At 41.6% G+C, this 16,539-nt stretch carries 17 protein-coding genes; 16 read left to right on the top strand and 1 reads right to left on the bottom strand.

Annotation, left to right across the window (positions count from 1 at the left end; all coding sequences use genetic code 11):
• The 7 genes from ldcB to HMPREF1519_RS07610 form a co-directional block, all read left to right on the top strand.
• Window positions 1-1,833 (top strand): LD-carboxypeptidase LdcB/DacB (gene ldcB, locus HMPREF1519_RS07640; RefSeq protein ID WP_037611783.1); only part of this gene is annotated, 1,833 nt, incomplete at its 5' end.
• A gap of 132 nt (window positions 1,834-1,965) precedes the next feature.
• On the top strand, window positions 1,966-2,748 hold the full coding sequence (locus tag HMPREF1519_RS07635) for a carbon-nitrogen family hydrolase (RefSeq protein WP_022496284.1): 783 nt from the start codon (window positions 1,966-1,968) through the stop codon (window positions 2,746-2,748).
• Window positions 2,749-2,757: 9 nt separating this feature from the next.
• Window positions 2,758-3,939 carry a pyridoxal phosphate-dependent aminotransferase gene (locus HMPREF1519_RS07630; protein ID WP_022496283.1) on the top strand — a complete coding sequence of 394 codons (1,182 nt, stop codon included), beginning with the start codon at window positions 2,758-2,760 and terminating at the stop codon, window positions 3,937-3,939.
• Between the two features lie 127 nt (window positions 3,940-4,066).
• A complete protein-coding gene (gene argC, locus HMPREF1519_RS07625; RefSeq protein WP_022496282.1) occupies window positions 4,067-5,089 on the top strand; it encodes an N-acetyl-gamma-glutamyl-phosphate reductase in 1,023 nt (340 codons plus the stop codon).
• 28 nt (window positions 5,090-5,117) lie between these two features.
• The gene (gene argJ / locus HMPREF1519_RS07620; protein ID WP_022496281.1) at window positions 5,118-6,311 is read left to right on the top strand and encodes a bifunctional glutamate N-acetyltransferase/amino-acid acetyltransferase ArgJ; all 1,194 of its coding nucleotides are present in this window, start codon (window positions 5,118-5,120) and stop codon (window positions 6,309-6,311) included.
• Between the two features lie 26 nt (window positions 6,312-6,337).
• Window positions 6,338-7,075: an acetylglutamate kinase gene (gene argB / locus HMPREF1519_RS07615; RefSeq protein WP_022496280.1), complete on the top strand. Its 738-nt coding sequence runs from the start codon at window positions 6,338-6,340 to the stop codon at window positions 7,073-7,075.
• Between the two features lie 3 nt (window positions 7,076-7,078).
• Entirely contained in the window at window positions 7,079-8,209 is a 1,131-nt protein-coding gene (locus tag HMPREF1519_RS07610; RefSeq protein ID WP_022496279.1) for an acetylornithine transaminase, read from the top strand.
• Window positions 8,210-8,249: 40 nt separating this feature from the next.
• Here HMPREF1519_RS07610 and HMPREF1519_RS07605 read toward each other — a convergent pair whose 3' ends face one another.
• The gene (locus tag HMPREF1519_RS07605; protein ID WP_022496278.1) at window positions 8,250-9,128 is read right to left on the bottom strand and encodes a polysaccharide deacetylase family protein; all 879 of its coding nucleotides are present in this window, start codon (window positions 9,126-9,128) and stop codon (window positions 8,250-8,252) included.
• A 173-nt stretch (window positions 9,129-9,301) separates the two neighbouring features.
• Between HMPREF1519_RS07605 and HMPREF1519_RS07600 the strand changes: the two genes are divergently transcribed.
• The 9 genes from HMPREF1519_RS07600 (at window position 9,302) to HMPREF1519_RS10710 (ending at window position 16,280) form a co-directional block, all read left to right on the top strand.
• A complete protein-coding gene (locus HMPREF1519_RS07600; protein WP_002885943.1) occupies window positions 9,302-10,588 on the top strand; it encodes a homoserine dehydrogenase in 1,287 nt (428 codons plus the stop codon).
• 83 nt (window positions 10,589-10,671) lie between these two features.
• A complete protein-coding gene (thrB, locus tag HMPREF1519_RS07595; protein ID WP_037611781.1) occupies window positions 10,672-11,532 on the top strand; it encodes a homoserine kinase in 861 nt (286 codons plus the stop codon).
• Complete coding sequence (rarD, locus tag HMPREF1519_RS07590) at window positions 11,525-12,409, top strand: EamA family transporter RarD (RefSeq protein ID WP_022496276.1); 885 nt, start codon at window positions 11,525-11,527, stop codon at window positions 12,407-12,409. Before thrB ends, rarD begins: the two co-directional genes overlap by 8 nt.
• A gap of 112 nt (window positions 12,410-12,521) precedes the next feature.
• The gene (locus tag HMPREF1519_RS07585) at window positions 12,522-13,139 is read left to right on the top strand and encodes a PepSY domain-containing protein (RefSeq protein ID WP_022496275.1); all 618 of its coding nucleotides are present in this window, start codon (window positions 12,522-12,524) and stop codon (window positions 13,137-13,139) included.
• A gap of 132 nt (window positions 13,140-13,271) precedes the next feature.
• Entirely contained in the window at window positions 13,272-13,475 is a 204-nt protein-coding gene (locus tag HMPREF1519_RS07580; RefSeq protein ID WP_002886082.1) for a hypothetical protein, read from the top strand.
• 454 nt (window positions 13,476-13,929) lie between these two features.
• Window positions 13,930-14,208, top strand: a complete 279-nt coding sequence (locus tag HMPREF1519_RS07570) for a hypothetical protein (protein ID WP_156024877.1) — start codon at window positions 13,930-13,932, stop codon at window positions 14,206-14,208.
• Window positions 14,209-14,610: 402 nt separating this feature from the next.
• Complete coding sequence (locus HMPREF1519_RS07565; RefSeq protein WP_037611778.1) at window positions 14,611-15,189, top strand: flavin reductase family protein; 579 nt, start codon at window positions 14,611-14,613, stop codon at window positions 15,187-15,189.
• Window positions 15,176-15,748, top strand: a complete 573-nt coding sequence (locus HMPREF1519_RS07560) for a GNAT family N-acetyltransferase (RefSeq protein WP_037611776.1) — start codon at window positions 15,176-15,178, stop codon at window positions 15,746-15,748. Before HMPREF1519_RS07565 ends, HMPREF1519_RS07560 begins: the two co-directional genes overlap by 14 nt.
• Window positions 15,741-16,280, top strand: a complete 540-nt coding sequence (locus HMPREF1519_RS10710) for a hypothetical protein (RefSeq protein ID WP_231470868.1) — start codon at window positions 15,741-15,743, stop codon at window positions 16,278-16,280. The genes HMPREF1519_RS07560 and HMPREF1519_RS10710 overlap by 8 nt, the downstream gene beginning before the upstream one ends.
• Window positions 16,281-16,539 lie beyond the last annotated feature (259 nt).

Raw genomic sequence — 16,539 nt, 5'->3', positions numbered from 1 at the left:
GGGAAATTGACGATTACCAACCAAACGTCTAACGGCTTTGATGTTGTGGTTACCAATGTTTCAGGTGGCGGCAAAGAAGTTAAAGAAGTCCGTGTTCCAATCTGGTCAGATAAGAATGGCCAAGACGACCTTACATGGTACCATGCTGATAAACAGTCAGACGGAAGTTACAAGGTTCATGTAGACACAGCTAGCCATAAGGGTGATGCTGGTACTTATTCTGTGCATCTTTACTATATGTTGGATGGTAAACGAACTTATATTACCGAAACTACAGCTACAGTCCCTCAAATCACTGAAACTCAAGTGACAGGGAAATTGACCAATAACGGTTCTTACTACAGTGTTCGTGGTAAATACGATGATATTATCATTGTCAATAAGAAGCATGGTCTTTCTAAGGACTACAATCCAGGTGAAAATCCTACAGCTAAGGCAGCTTTTGTTCGACTTCGTGATGATATGATTAATCAAGGGTTGAATGTTGGACGTTCATACAGTGGTTTCCGTTCTTACGATTATCAAAAGACTCTTTACGACAACTACGTAAGCCGTGATGGTCAAGCAGCTGCGGACCGTTACTCAGCTCGTCCTGGGTTCAGCGAACACCAAACTGGTTTGGTCTTTGACTTGACTGATAAGTCTGGTAACTTGCTTGAGGATGCACGAGCTAGTCAATGGCTTAAAGACAATGCACATAACTATGGCTTTATCGTGCGTTTCCAAGCAGGCAAAGAAGCTTCAACTGGCTACATGCCAGAAGCATGGCACATCCGCTATGTGGGTAAAGAAGCTAAAGACATCCACGATTCAGGATTGAGCTTGGAAGAGTACTTTGGTATCGAAGGTGGCGATTATGCTACTAGCAGCAAGCCTGCTGAAAGCAAACCAGCCACTACAGGTGCCATCAACCTTCCAGCGACAGGCACTTATACCTTCACAGGTCGTGCGTCAATCAAGGCAGAAGCTAAGGTTTCAAGCCCAGAGTTGGCCTACTATGATAAGGGCATGAGTGTTAACTATGACAAAGTTTTGACAGCCGATGGTCATCAATGGCTTTCATACATGACAGCAAGTGGTGCTCGTCGTTACGTTGATATTGCAACAGTTAAAGCTACAGAAACTAAACCAGAAGTTAAACCGGTTGCTAAACCAGCGGATAAACCAAATCTCCCTGAATCAGGAACTTATACCTTCACAGATCGTGCGTCAATTAAGGCAGAAGCTAAGGTTTCAAGCCCAGAGTTGGCCTACTATGACAAAGGCATGAGTGTAAATTATGACAAGGTTTTGACAGCTGGTGGTCGTCAATGGCTTTCATATGTAACAGCAAGTGGCAACCGTCGTTACGTTGATATTGCAGCAGCTAAGCCAGAAGCAAGTCAACCAGCCGCAAAACCAAGTCTCCCAGAATCAGGCACTTATACCTTCACAAGTCGTGCGTCAATCAAGGCAGAAGCCAAGGTTTCAAGCCCAGAATTGGCTTACTATGACAAGGGCATGACTGTTAACTATGATAAGGTTCTCACAGCCGATGGCCGTCAATGGCTTTCATATGTGACAACAAGTGGTGCTCGTCGTTACGTTGATATTGCAGCAGCTAAGCCAGAAGCAAGTCAACCAGCCGCAAAACCAAGTCTCCCAGAGTCAGGGCGTTATACCTTCACAGGACGTGCGTCAATCAAGGCAGAAGCTAAGGTTTCAAGTCCAGAGTTAGCCTACTATGACAAGGGTATGAGTGTTAACTATGACAAAGTTTTGACAGCCGATGGTCATACATGGCTCTCATATATGACAGTGAGCGGTGCTCGTCGTTACGTTGATATTGCTTAATGAAGGAATGAATCAGGTTGGACAATATGTCCAACCTTTTTTGATAGGCTTTCTTTATCATGAGATTGAATTTTTCAATTTTTGTGACGTCTTTTGGAGTGCTATAATGGTTAATATAGAATCGAGGTTACTATGAAAATCGCATTGGTACAGATGGATGTTGCTCACGGACAACCTACGGAAAATAAAAAGCACGTGAAAGAAATGTTGGAAAGGGCCCTTGGCGAAAATCCTGATGTCATTGTGCTCCCTGAAATGTGGAATACAGGCTATGCTTTAGATGAACTGGATGGGCTTGCAGATAAGGAAGGTTTGAACTCTCAAGAACTCTTGTCTCATTTTGCTAGGAAACATGCTGTGGCTATTATCGGAGGGTCCGTTGCTATTGAGAAGGACGGCAAATTCTACAACACGACCTACGTCTACAATAAGTCTGGGGACCTAATCAATACCTACAGCAAGGTCCATCTCTTTGGCCTCATGGCAGAGGACCAGTATATGTCTGCTGGGTCTTCGGAGTCTGTATTTGAGCTTGATGGTGTGACAGCTGCTAGTGTCATTTGTTATGATATTCGTTTTCCTGAATGGGTGCGGACACAGATGGCACAAGGGGCCAAGGTACTTTTTGTGGTAGCGCAGTGGCCAGAACCTCGTGTGCAACAATGGGAGATTTTGTTAAAGGCGCGTGCGGTTGAAAATCAAGCTTTTGTAGTTGCTGTTAATCGTGTCGGAACAGGACCAGACGATGTCTTCTCAGGACATTCTATGGTTATCGATCCACTTGGAAATGTGGTCTTGCAATCCAAGGAGCATGAGGAGGGCATTTTTACGGCCGATATTAATCTTGAAGAGGTAGATAAGGTTCGAGGTCAGATTCCTGTTTTTGAGGATCGTCGCACGGACTTGTATCATTAAGGAGCGTTTATGTTATTTGAAGAATCTGACTTATTGAAGGCATTGCCAGAACAGTTTTTTGCAGGTTTGGTTGCTAAGGTTAATGCCAAGGTGGCGGAAGGGGCAGATGTTATCAATCTCGGTCAAGGCAATCCCGACCAACCGACCTATGACCATATTGTTGAGGCGCTGTGTCTTTCAGCGAAAAATCCTGCTAGCCATAAGTATTCACAGTTTCGAGGCAATCGTCCCTTTAAGGAAGCAGCTGCTAGTTTTTACAAGAAACATTATGGTGTTGATTTGGATTCGGAGCGTGAGATTTGTGTCATGGGTGGAGCTAAAATTGGACTAGTGGAATTGCCTCTAGCGTTGATGAATCCTAGTGATCTCCTGCTCTTGCCTGACCCAGGTTATCCAGATTACCTATCAGGAGTGAGCTTAGGCCGTGTGACCTATGAAACCTTTCCTTTGACCGCTGAAAATGATTTCTTGCCAGATTTGGATGCCATTCCTGAGGAGACAGCTCGCCGAGCTAAGTTTATCTATATCAATTATCCGAATAATCCGACGGGGGCTGTGGCGACTAAGGCTTTTTATGAAAAGTTAGTTGCCTGGGCTAAGACCTACGAAGTAGGAGTGGTGAGTGATTTAGCCTATGGAGCTTTGGGTTATCAGGGCTATGAGAATCCTAGCTTTTTATCAACGCCTGGTGCTAAAGATGTGGGCATTGAGTTCTATACTTTCTCGAAAACCTTCAATATGGCTGGTTGGCGTTTGGCCTTTGCAGCTGGGAATGACCAGATGATTGAAGCCTTAAATCTGATTCAAGACCATCTTTTTGTGGGAATCTTTCCTGCCTTGCAGGAGGCTGGGATTGCAGCTCTCTTAGATCCTAAATCTGAGGAGGCTGTTGCCCAACTGAATGCGACTTATGATAGTCGTCGAGATGCCTTTGTTCAGGCAGCTGCTAAGATTGGCTGGCAGGCCTTTCCATCCAGAGGTTCTTTCTATGCTTGGATGCCTGTGCCAGAGGGGGACACCAGTGAAAGTTTTGCGGATCTTTTGCTTGAGAAGGTCCATGTTGCTGTGGCACCAGGTAAAGGATTTGGTCCTGCGGGTAACGCTTATGTTCGTATTGGGCTTTTGGTAGAGCCAGAGCGTCTGGTAGAAGCGGTCAATCGTATCGCCAACTTGCATTTATTTAATAACTAGATAGCAATTATGAAAACAAGTAGTTGAAAAAGACTGCTTGTTTTTTCATATTAATTACATTTTCCTCTTGACAAATGAATAAAAATGCAATAAACTAATTACATATTTATTCAAAAGGAGTGCATAAATGAAAATTTCAATCGTTGGTATCACTGGTTATAGTGGTTTAGAGTTAGTTAAAATTTTGAATAATCATAAAAAAGTGGAACTTGTTTCTATTCACGCAACCAAGGAAGTGTGCCGACGATTGTCTGATGTGTATCCCTATCTGAAAGGTGTTTGTGACTTAGACATTGAAGTTTATGATGCGGAAAAGATTATGAAAAAGGCGGATTTGGTTTTCTTTGCTACACCTTCAGGAGTCGCTAGTTCGCTAGCAGAGGAATTTGTTCTGGCTGATTTTCCTATTATTGATCTGTCTGGGGATCATCGCTTGCCGGCAAATGTTTATCAAGAATGGTATAAAAAATCACCTGCTAAGCAGAGTGTTTTGAATAAATTTACATACGCATTATCAGAATATACAGATGTGAAGGATAAGAAATTCATTGCCAATCCTGGATGCTATGCAACAGCGACGGAGTTGGCCTTGCTTCCTTTGGTTGCTTCTGATCTGATTGAGACGGATAGTGTCATTGTGGATGCCAAGTCTGGTTTAACTGGTGCGGGTAAGGCTTTGAGTGAGTCTAGTCATTTTGTCAATGTTCACGATAATTACGTGACTTATAAACTCAATCATCATCAGCATATTCCTGAAATTGTTCAAACCTTGCAGACCTTTAATCCGGAAATGCCTGAGATTCAGTTTTCAACGTCGCTTTTACCAGTTAATCGCGGAATCATGGCTACGGTTTATTGTAAGTTGAAGAAGGACGTTACTGTAGCTGATGTGGCTTCAGCATTCACAAAGGCTTATAGCGATAAACCCTTTGTACGTGTTCAAGACAGCTTGCCAGAACTGCACAACGTAATCGGATCGAATTTTACAGATATTGGCTTTGCCTATAATGAAAAAACCAATGTTCTGACTGTTATTTCGGTCATTGATAATTTGATCAAGGGTGCTGCTGGACATGCAGTGCAAAATCTCAACCTCATGCAGGGGTGGGATGAGACAGAAGGTTTGCTTCTGACACCGTCATACTTGTAGATGTAAGCATAGAGTTAGGAGAAAAAATATGAAAGTCATTGAAGGAACAATTGCCAGCCCGTTAGGATTCTCAGCAGATGGGCTACATGCAGGATTTAAAAAGAGAAAAATGGATTTTGGTTGGATTGTCTCTGAAAAACCAGCCAGTGTGGCAGGGGTTTACACGACCAATAAGGTTATCGCAGCTCCTTTGATTGTGACCAAGACCTCGGTAAAAAAGGCTGGGAAAATGAAGGCCATCGTTGTAAACTCAGGTGTAGCCAATTCTTGTACAGGGACTCAAGGATTGGAGGATGCTTACACCATGCAGGAGTGGACCGCTGAAAAGTTAGGTGTTGAACCAGATTTGGTTGGTGTGGCTTCTACAGGGATTATCGGTGAGTTGCTACCAATGGATACACTGAAAAACGGTCTTTCCAAGTTAGTGGTTAATGGTAATGCTGATGATTTTGCTAAGGCGATTTTGACGACAGATACAGCGACTAAGACTATTGCTGTGACGGAGACTTTTGGTCGTGATGTTGTCACTATGGCTGGTGTCGCTAAGGGTTCAGGCATGATTCACCCGAATATGGCAACCATGCTTGGGTTTATTACTTGTGATGCCAATATTTCTAGTGACACCCTTCAATTAGCCTTGAGCCAAAATGTGGAAAAGACCTTTAATCAGATTACAGTTGATGGGGATACATCAACTAATGATATGGTTCTTGTCATGTCAAATGGTTGCACGCTCAATGAAGAGATTCTGCCAGGTACACCAGAATTTGATAAGTTTTCAAAAATGCTTAATTTCGTGATGCAAGAACTGGCTAAGAAAATTGCCAAGGATGGTGAAGGTGCCAATAAACTCATCCAAGTTGATGTGGTTAATGCCCCTAATGCCCTTGATGCTCGTATGATGGCAAAATCTGTTGTCGGTTCAAGCCTGGTCAAAACAGCCATTTTTGGTGAAGATCCTAACTGGGGGCGTATTCTAGCTGCTGTTGGTTATGCCGGTGTGGACGTTCCTGTGGACAATGTTGATATTATGCTTGGCGGTCTGGCAGTCATGCTAGCCTCTAGTCCTGTGACCTTTGATGATGAGGAAATGAAAGACATCATGCATGAGGATGAAGTGACCATTACGGTAGATCTTCATGCTGGACATGAAAAAGGAACCGCTTGGGGTTGTGATCTTTCTTACGATTACGTTAAGATTAATGCCCTCTATCACACTTAGACTATCTAAGGAAAAGGAGTTAACTGATGACTACTGAATATATTGTAATTAAGATTGGTGGAGTAGCCAGTAAACAGCTAACTCCTGAGATACTGACCAAACTGTCAGAATGGCAGCAGGCTGGTCAAAAAATAATCATCATCCATGGGGGTGGTTTTGCTATTAATCAGCTGATGGAGGAGAATCATATTCCAATTCACAAGGTCAATGGTCTTCGTGTGACTGGTCAGTCAGATATGGCCTTGATTAGAGAAGCTTTGGTTGACATAGTTGGGAAAAACTTAGCAGGTGAGCTGACAACTGCAGGTTTGCCAGCCTATCAGGTCATAGATGAGCTTCCGGACCTTGTTCATGCTGATTTCTTAGATCAAGAGACCTATGGTTTTGTGGGTGAAGTCAAAAACATCACTAATCAAACCCTAGTGACCCTCCTATCTCAAGGCAAACTTCCCTTGATTCCTAGTCTAGGCTATAGTGAGCAGGGGGATTTGCTCAATATCAATGCCGATTACCTTGCTAGAGCTGTGGCAATTAGTCTAGGTGCCAAAAAACTTATCCTCATGACAGATGTCAAAGGAGTTTTAGAGAATGGACAGGTTTTAAATCATCTGAATCTTGTGGACGTTCAGGAAAAAATAGATTCAGGCGTGGTAACTGGGGGTATGATTCCTAAAATTCAAAGCGCTGTTCAGACGGTTGAATCTGGTGTTGAGCAGGTCATTATTGGTGATAACCTGACAGATGGTACCATAATCAAGGAGTAAGAGATGACAAAACTATTTTCAAACTATAAGCGGGCAGCGATTGATTTCGCTTCGGCACAGGGCAATTATTTGACTGATACAACTGGCAATACCTACTTGGATTTTTCATCAGGTATCGGGGTAACCAATCTGGGCTATCATCCCTCTGTCAATCAGGCTTTGACAGAGCAGGTGGGTAAGATTTTGCACCAGCCTAATCTTTATCACAATCAGTTGCAAGAAGATGTTGCTGGACTTTTAATTGGTGACAAGGATTATCTAGCCTTTTTCTGTAATAGTGGTGCAGAGGCCAATGAAGCAGCCATAAAAATCGCCCGAAAGGCATCAGGTAAACAAGAAATCATTACCTTCCAAAATTCCTTCCATGGTCGAACGTTTGGATCCATGTCTGCCACTGGTCAGGATAAAATCAAACAAGGTTTTGGTGAAGGTGTGCCCCACTTTAGCTATGCTATTTTCAATGACATAGACAGTGTCAAGGTCCTAGCTAGTGAAGAAACTGCAGCTATTATGCTAGAGTTGGTTCAAGGGGAATCAGGTGTGCAACCTGCGGATAAGGACTTTGTTAAGGCTTTGTCTGATTTTTGTAAGGAGACAGGTATTTACCTCATTGTAGATGAGGTTCAGACAGGAATTGGTCGTACTGGTAAGCTCTTTGCTTATGAGCACTACGATATTGAACCAGATATCTTTACTCTAGCTAAAGGCTTGGCAAATGGGGTACCAGTTGGTGCCATGCTTGCCAAGTCATCTCTTGGAGGGGCTTTTTCTTACGGAAGTCACGGCTCTACCTTTGGAGGAAATAAACTGGCCATGGCGGCAGCCAAGGCTACGCTTGAAGTTATGTTGGCTCCAGGTTTTCTGGATACTGCTCTTGAAAATGGAAACAAGCTACAAGAAAAATTGCAGTCAGCTTTATCTGATAAAGAGACAGTTACCACTGTGCGTGGCTTAGGCTACATGATTGGCATTGAGACCACTGGCAATCTGGGAGAATTGGTCCTGGCAGCTAGAGATAAGGGATTGATTGTCTTGACTGCAGGGACAAATGTGATTCGACTCTTGCCACCAATCACCCTAAGTGATGCTGAAATCGAAAAGGGTGTGGCTATCCTATCAGAAATATTTGACTAGAACATAAAAATCACTTGATTCTTGAATCAAGTGATTTCTTTTATTCATTGTCAGTAGCAATCTCGCTGAGAAGTCCTTTAGCTGTTGTTGTTGGCAGAATACGGACACGATTAAGTGAGAGGAGACCATCCTTGGCACTAGCTAGCCCTTCGTTGGTTGTTAGTCCTAACTTGTATGTTTTCTTAGCTAGGTCCAGTGTCGTTTGATTGTAGCGACCTGATGGGTAGGCAATGGTATTGACCTTGGTATTGAGTTTGTTTTCAAGGAAGTCAATAGAATCCGTTAATTCAACCTTTTGTGTTGCCTTGTCAGTGGCTGATAAATCAGGGTGGTTAACCGTATGAGACTGGAAGCTCATGCCGTGCGCCATCATTTCTTTCATCTGCTTGACGGTAAGATTTCCAGCATTTCCTTTCTTAACGAAGCCAGTGATCACATTGTTGGTTGCCTTAGCCTTATATTTTTTGAGAATCGGATAGGCAATCGTATAGAAATCTTCGTTACCATCATCAAAGGTCAGCCAAACAACCTTCTTAGCAGGTAAGGCATTTTCGGTGAAGGCTTTATAGGCTTCTTCAGGCGTTAGGAAATAGTAGCCTGCCTTGGCCAAGGCCTTGATTTGTGCCTCGAAGAGGTCTGGGTCAACGATAAGGTTGGCGTTAGAAGCTTCAGAAGGATCCATGACGTGTACAGCATGATACATCAGGATAGGGATTTGGACAGGCTCGTCATAGTTTTTCCATTTAGCTGTCGTCTTAGACTGACTGGTTTGAGACTGTTGTTGGTTGCTTTTCGACTGGTTTGGTCGGTTTAACATAAAAACTGCCAGTAAGCCAAGAAGGACTAGGTTTAGGAAAAGCAGAAGAAGGTTCAGTTTCTTTCTGTTAGCGTTAGTTGAATTTTTCTTTTGAGAAGTCATTGTATCCCCTTTCAAATAGGTCTAGCTATTATTCTAACAAAAATGGAGTGGAAATGCACAGAATTTTCAGTAAAAAAGAATACTTAGCTCCTTAAATGGCAACAATATTCTGTCAATTCCGATAGAAATATGTTACAATTAAAAAAATGTATGTTTTTAAGGAGAAATCGTAAATGTCTATTAAAATTGGATTGCTTGGCTTTGGTACAGTAGCTAGCGGTATTCCTTTCCTTTTGAAGGAAAATGGTGAAAAGGTTCTTGCAGCCTCACGTGACCAACTCGAAATTGCGAAGGTTTTGGTTAAAGATGACGAGGAAAAAAATCGTCTTATCGCTGCAGGTAACGACTACAATTTTGTCACAAATGTTGACGAAATCCTTAACGATGACGAGATTCAAATCGTTGTCGAATTGATGGGACGTATCGAGCCAGCTCGTACCTTTATCACAAAAGCACTTGAAGCAGGTAAAAACGTTGTTTCTGCTAACAAAGACTTGATTGCTACTCACGGTAAAGAGTTGATTTCTCTTGCTCAAGATAAGGGTGTGGCTTTCTACTATGAAGCTGCCGTTGCCGGTGGTATTCCAATTTTGCGTACTTTGGCTAATTCTTTGACATCTGACAAGGTGACACGTATCCTTGGTGTGCTCAACGGAACATCTAACTTTATGATGACTAAGATGGTTGACGAAGGTTGGTCATATGAGGATGCTCTTAAGACTGCCCAAGAACTTGGTTATGCTGAAAGTGATCCAACCAACGACGTTGAAGGTATTGACGCTGCTTATAAAGCTGTTATCCTTAGCCAATTTGGTTTTGGTGCCACAATTGATTTCGACGATGTGACTCACAAGGGGATTACAAACATCTCTACTGATGATGTAGCTGTCGCTCAAGAATTGGGTTATGTCATCAAATTGGTTGGTGATGTGCGTGAAGTGGAGTCAGGTATCTCAGCAGAAGTATCACCAACATTCTTGCCAAAAAATCACCCACTTGCTAGCGTCAACGATGTTATGAATGCAGTCTTTGTAGAATCTATCGGTATTGGCGAATCAATGTACTACGGACCAGGTGCTGGTCAAAAACCAACAGCAACATCTGTTTTGGCAGACATTATCCGTATTGCTCGTCGTCTTTCAGATGGCAATGTTGGTAAACCATTCAACGAGTTCCGTCGCGACTTGCCATTGGCTAATCCAGCGGACGTTAAGAGCAACTACTACTTTGCCCTTGATACGCCAGACGAAAAAGGAAAAATCCTTCACTTGTCTGAAATCTTCAACTCAGAAGATATTTCATTTGAACAAGTCTTGCAACAAAAAGCAAATGGTACAACAGCTCGTATCGTTGTGATTACACATGCTATGTCTAAAACTCAACTTAAAGCTGTTACTGAAAAACTTGAAGCAGCAGAAGATTTCACAGTTGTTAACACATTGAAAGTTTTGTCTAACTAATTGATAAGCCCATACTGGTGCGTATAAGAAAGGTATTCAAGGAGAAAAGTCGCTAATGGCTTTCCTCCTTTTGGTGTATTATTATGAAAATTACTGTCCCAGCAACATCTGCCAATATTGGTCCAGGTTTTGACTCTGTGGGTGTTGCCGTTTCTAAATATTTGACAATCGAGGTGCTTGAACCAGCAGATGCATGGCATATCGAACATGATTTGGGCGATATTCCCTCAGATGAAAATAACCTCCTCATTTCAACAGCTTTGCAAGTGAAGTCTGATTTGCAGCCCCATAAATTGGTGATGACATCAGACATTCCCTTGGCGCGTGGTCTCGGTTCTTCAAGTTCTGTTATTGTTGCAGGAATCGAGTTGGCCAATCAATTGGCAGACTTGCAGCTCTCAGACGATGATAAACTTGATATTGCGACCAAGATTGAAGGTCACCCGGACAATGTTGCTCCAGCTATTTTTGGGAATCTTGTTGTGGCCTCTTATGTGGACGAACATGTTAATAGTATCGTTACAGATTTTCCAGAGTGTGCTTTTATAGCCTTCATCCCGAGCTATGAACTCAAGACGTCTGATTCACGTGGGGTGCTTCCAAGTGACTTGTCTTACAAAGAAGCTGTAGCTGCATCATCTATTGCCAACGTTGCCATTGCTGCCCTCTCTGCAGGTGATTTAGTTAAGGCGGGACGTGCTATCCAAGGAGATATGTTCCACGAACGCTACCGTCAAAAACTGGTTAAAGAATTTGCGACTATTAAAGAATTGTCAGGTCAATACGGTGCTTATGCGACCTACCTCTCAGGCGCTGGCCCAACAGTTATGACCTTGACACCAAATGATCAGGCTGAGGCTCTTAAAACTGCAATAGATGGTCTTGGTTTAGATGGTGAAACCTTCGTCCTATCTGTGGATAAAGCAGGTGTTGTCGTTGACTAGAAAAAATCAAGGGCTACTCTTTGGTCTAGCCACCTATATTCAATGGGGATTTTTATCCCTTTTTTGGAAGCTTTTAGCAGGTGTTTCGGCTTACAACACCTTCTCGTGGCGGATTGTTTTTACAGTAGTGACTATGTTGACTTACGCCCTAGTCGCTAAGCAAAATACACGTTTCAAAGGGGAGCTTGTGGAACTTTGGCAGGATAAGAAAGCCTTGCTTCGTATGCTACTTGCTAGTTTTCTCATAGCAGCTAACTGGTTGATTTATATCTATGCTGTGGGTCATGGTCAAGCGACGCAGGCTAGCCTGGGCTATTACATTATGCCTATTGTTTCTATACTGTTTGCCCTCATTTTTCTTCGTGAATCATTGAGTAGGACCATGTGGGCAGCAGTAGTATTGGCTTTTATAGGAGTACTGGTTCTTGTTGTCAATACAGGAAAACTTCCCATGGTTTCTTTGGGATTGGCCCTGACCTTTGGTTTCTATGGTTTAATCAAAAAAGGGGTTAAGCTCTCCAGTGACGTAGCTATGCTAGTAGAAAGTGGCTTGCTACTACCTTTTGTAGCTATCTATCTCATATTCTTTTCTCCAGAATCATTTTCTTCCTATTCGAGCATGGAAATGTTTCTCCTAGCCATCTCAGGTGTAGTGACGGCTGTCCCTTTGCTTTGCTTCTCGGAAGCAGTCAAAAGGGCACCGCTTAACCTTATCGGTTTCATCCAGTATCTTAATCCTACGATTCAACTTCTCGTAGCCATCCTCATTTTTGGTGAGACGGTCAGCTTTGGAGAGTTGAAAGGCTTCCTCTTTATCTGGATGGCCATACTAGTCTTTGTAACTGGCCAAATAGTAACATTTCGTAGAAGTTCCTGATAGCTATCGGGAACTTTTTATGATGTTGTCCTAAAAATGAGACAAGTTTATCTGACAATTTTAGAACTTTAAGATATAATAGTAGTATTAGATTAAAATAGCGGAGAATTTTATGCGAAAAATGAAAAAGCTAGTGGGCTATCTGATTCTGCTCGCTATCCCAGTTGCCATCGCTGTAGCCTTGTTTATTTTTAACGGGTCAGGTTATCGCTTGTCAGAACAAGATGCGGCAGACATTGCTTACAAAAATGCAGGTGTCAAAACTTCTGAGATTTCTCAATCAACAGTTTCGAAAGCACGTTCTGGGCTTCACGGAAGTTATGAGATTAGTTTCACAACGTCAGACAACCATTTTGAGTATACAATTGATGGTCAGTCAGGATCTATTTTGAAACATAAGAGTGACCATCCAACAACTAAAGATGAGGATGATGCTCAAAAAGGTGAAGAACCTAAAGACGAGACTCAACCTAGTGAAAGCAAGGAAGAGACAGCTGTATCAAAAGAGACTGCGCAAACAACAGCTCTTAACCATGCTGGCCTAGCTGAAGGTTCTGTGACAAACTTGAAAACGGAATTGAAGACTGAAGGAGACGGTAAGGTCTACAATATCAGCTTTGACTATGCTGCTAGCGGTCTACGTTATAAATACGCGGTAAATGCTGATTCAGGAGCTATCGTAGCCTATACGACTGAGTATCTCACAGGGGCTGCGACTCCTACTCAGTAGGTCTCAGATAGAGTGAAAGCTCTCCTTATTATTGAGGAAAATCCTTGCAATTTCTCTGAAATGGTGTAAACTTAAAGTGAAAACGGTAACAGTAGCTATAGATGTTGCTGTAGAATCAAGGAGGCTTTGACCATGAAAGAATTCCAAGCATTTAAAGACACGCTTAGCAATAAGGCTCTCAAAGCCATTTACGAAGAAAGTAAATTGGAAGTCCAAGACGAAACAACTGAAGGTACAGAGGCCTTCTCACTAGCCTTGGCAACCCAAATGGCTATCAATCTACTCGAAAGCTATGAAAAATGGCTAAAAGAAGAAAGAGCTAAGGAAGAAAAATAAGATGAAATCCTTGTCGGAAGACAGGGATTTTTCTAATGGAAAATAAAGTTATCTAGAATGTAGATTATCTGTCTTGAAATATCTATAATACCATCATTCGTGTACTCAAAATAAAATAAATGCTTTTACTTATGATAAATGAGCCATTTCTTGTGAAAAAGGTCTCGATTTTAGCCGATGTTTTGTTACAATGGTTTCAGCAAGTTCCTTAAGAGAGGAGTAGAGAGATGATTTTCTTGGTGGTTAGGATAATTACTATGATGTTAGGGGGTATAGTTACTTATCTGCTATTGTGTTATTTTATTAGTCATACACAGTCCGAACATGTTTTAATAAGAGCACATCAAAGACGAGTTGCAGCTGGGAAAAAGCTCAAAGATGTCTGTGGGCTTGAATTAAAAGTTCATAAAGAACATTTTCAGAAGGATTTTGAAGGAAAGTGATGGTGAACTTCATGGAGTTAATTAAATCATTTCTTGTGGCGCCCTATTTTCTTGGGATGATTCTTGGTGGTGTATTTTTAGGGATTTATGTGTTGATAGATAAGATTATTAAGAATCCGATAAAAGATATCGATTATTACAAAAAGTTTGTAGAATCTTACAAAGAAGAAGCAGATTTTTATAAAATGTCCTCTGAAGAGTATAAAACGATTGCAATAACTTACCGTAAGAGATATTTGGAAAGCCAAGCAAAGTTAGAACTTGTCATGAAAGGCAATAGTAGCCATTGAAAATTGTAAGGAATAGTAAGACGGAGGACATACTTTCAAATTCAAAAATCAATAAGATTTCCATCATAATTTCATTTGTCTTGGTCTTAAAATTGTGATAAAATAAGACCATTCAGAGGTGCTTTGAAGCCCATTTGTCACAGGAAGCGGTGGTACTGAGAAATCCGCACAAATGTCAAAGCTGGTTGCTGATGGTCATGGTCAAATTGAATCAAGAAAGCTGTGAGTGGTTACCACTCAAAACTGGGTGGTACCGCGGATACACATTCGTCCCTGTCATGGATATGACAGGGATTTTCTATAGCTTTTAAAGAACCAAGATCGAAGGTCGCAGGTGAATTTAGAGATATTGATGCAGACAGAGCGAAAGCGAGGTCTACGTTGCTATCAGAGGAGGGTGACATGAAGCAATCTTTTGAGACCAGTAAATTGTACTATGGTTTTCCCATTTTTATCTTGGGTTACCAGGACCAGACCTATGGCTATAATGTGACGACTTGTAGTTCTTCTTATAGTCTAGGAGATTGGCTCGTTATAGGGGTCGGTAGTGAGGAAAATGCGGCAGACCAGATTAAACATTATCAGAAGTTCACAGTGAATATTCCTGATGAAAGTTTTATACTGGAGATGGAGCAGGCTGGTTTTATTAGTCATCGTGAGAAGATTGCTAAACTCGGCATAGATTTTCAACCTTCTGATTTGACACAAGCACCTATCCTGGATGCCTGTCCAGTCGTTCTGGATTGTGAGGTTGACAGAATTATTGAGGAAGATGGTATCTGTCATATCTTTGCTAAGATCCTAGACCGCCTTGCTGATCCGGATTTGCTAGATGACAGGGGCCATTTCCGTAACGATTCTTTTGCACCGACTTACTTTATGGGTGATGGTCATAAACGTGTCTATCGCTATCTGGATAATCGAGTGGATCCCATGGGAAGCTTCATCAAGAAAGCGAGGAAGAAGGATGACAAGGGCTGAGTTGCCAGAACGAATTGAAACGGAGCATTTGGTCTTACGAGTCCGTACAGTGGCAGATGCAGAGGATATCTATGCCTATGCAAATCTCCCGGAAGTCTCCTATCCAGCAGGCTTTCCACCCGTCCAGACCTTGGAAGACGAGATTTATTACCTAGAACATATCCTTCCTGAGCGCAATGAACAGGACAATCTCCCAGCTGGGTACGGTATTGTGGTTAAAGGAACGGATACGATCATCGGCTCTGTTGATTTCAATCACCGTCACGAAGACGATGTGCTGGAAATTGGCTATACCTTGCACCCAGACTATTGGGGGCAAGGCTATGTACCCGAAGCAGCGCATGCCTTGATTGATCTAGCTTTTAAAGAATTGGGCCTTCACAAGATAGAACTGGTCTGCTTTGGATACAATGTCCAAAGTCAACGAGTCGCAGAGAAACTTGGTTTCACTCTTGAAGCTCGAATCCGAGACCGCAAAGATGCCCAAGGCAATCGTTGTGACAGTCTCATATATGGTATACTGAAGAGTGAGTGGGAGGAGATGGATGAATTTGACTAGCGAACAAATCGTCTCTATTGTGAGTGCAGTTGGGATAAGCGCAATCGTCAGTGCAATAATTACGTTTGTTCAAAATAACAAAAAGAACAATTTGGATTTTGTTACAAAAGAACGATCAGAATGGCGAAAAAAATTAAAAGAAATATTATCAGAATTAAGTGATGGAGGTGATAAGAACTCTGCCATAATCAAGTTGAAATCAGAAATAAATCCATATGGGAAAAATATGGAGTTTAAGAATACCAAGACGTATTATATGAAAGATGGGCATATTTGGGATTTGCTAGATGGTAAAGATGATGTTGATTTTGATAGGTTAGGATTCTATATTGGATTACTATTAAAATTTGATTGGGAACGTTCAAAAAGTGAAGTGAGATTTAAACCTACTAAGGGGGTAAATCGAGTGATGAATTTCCTTCTGTTTTTCTCATCTCTTTATTGTATTTATCTATCTAGTAATTTTTTGAGTCACAAAACTAATTTCCCAAATGAAATGAATTTTATAATGAGTGTTGTTGTGTTTTTTTAATTTTACTACAGCCATTTGTAACAGATACTACTATTTCAAATTCATCTGAAAATCAAAAAAAACAATTCTGGTTATTTATTATATTTTATACGTTACCGTATATTTATATAACATGGAATCTAATCCATAAATTTAACTTAGGTAGATCCTCTTGGGTTATTAGTGTTATGTTAATTTTTGTGTATGAAATCTTTTATTTATATCTACTTAGTACTTATGAAGATACCTATATCAGAGAAATAAAAAGATCTTTAAGGCC

The sequence above is a fragment of the Streptococcus sp. SR4 genome, from assembly GCF_000517725.1.
GTDB classification, from domain to species: domain Bacteria; phylum Bacillota; class Bacilli; order Lactobacillales; family Streptococcaceae; genus Streptococcus; species Streptococcus salivarius_F.
The sequence above is the reverse complement of the archived record's forward strand: the minus strand, read 5'-3'. Positions and strand labels throughout refer to the sequence as shown.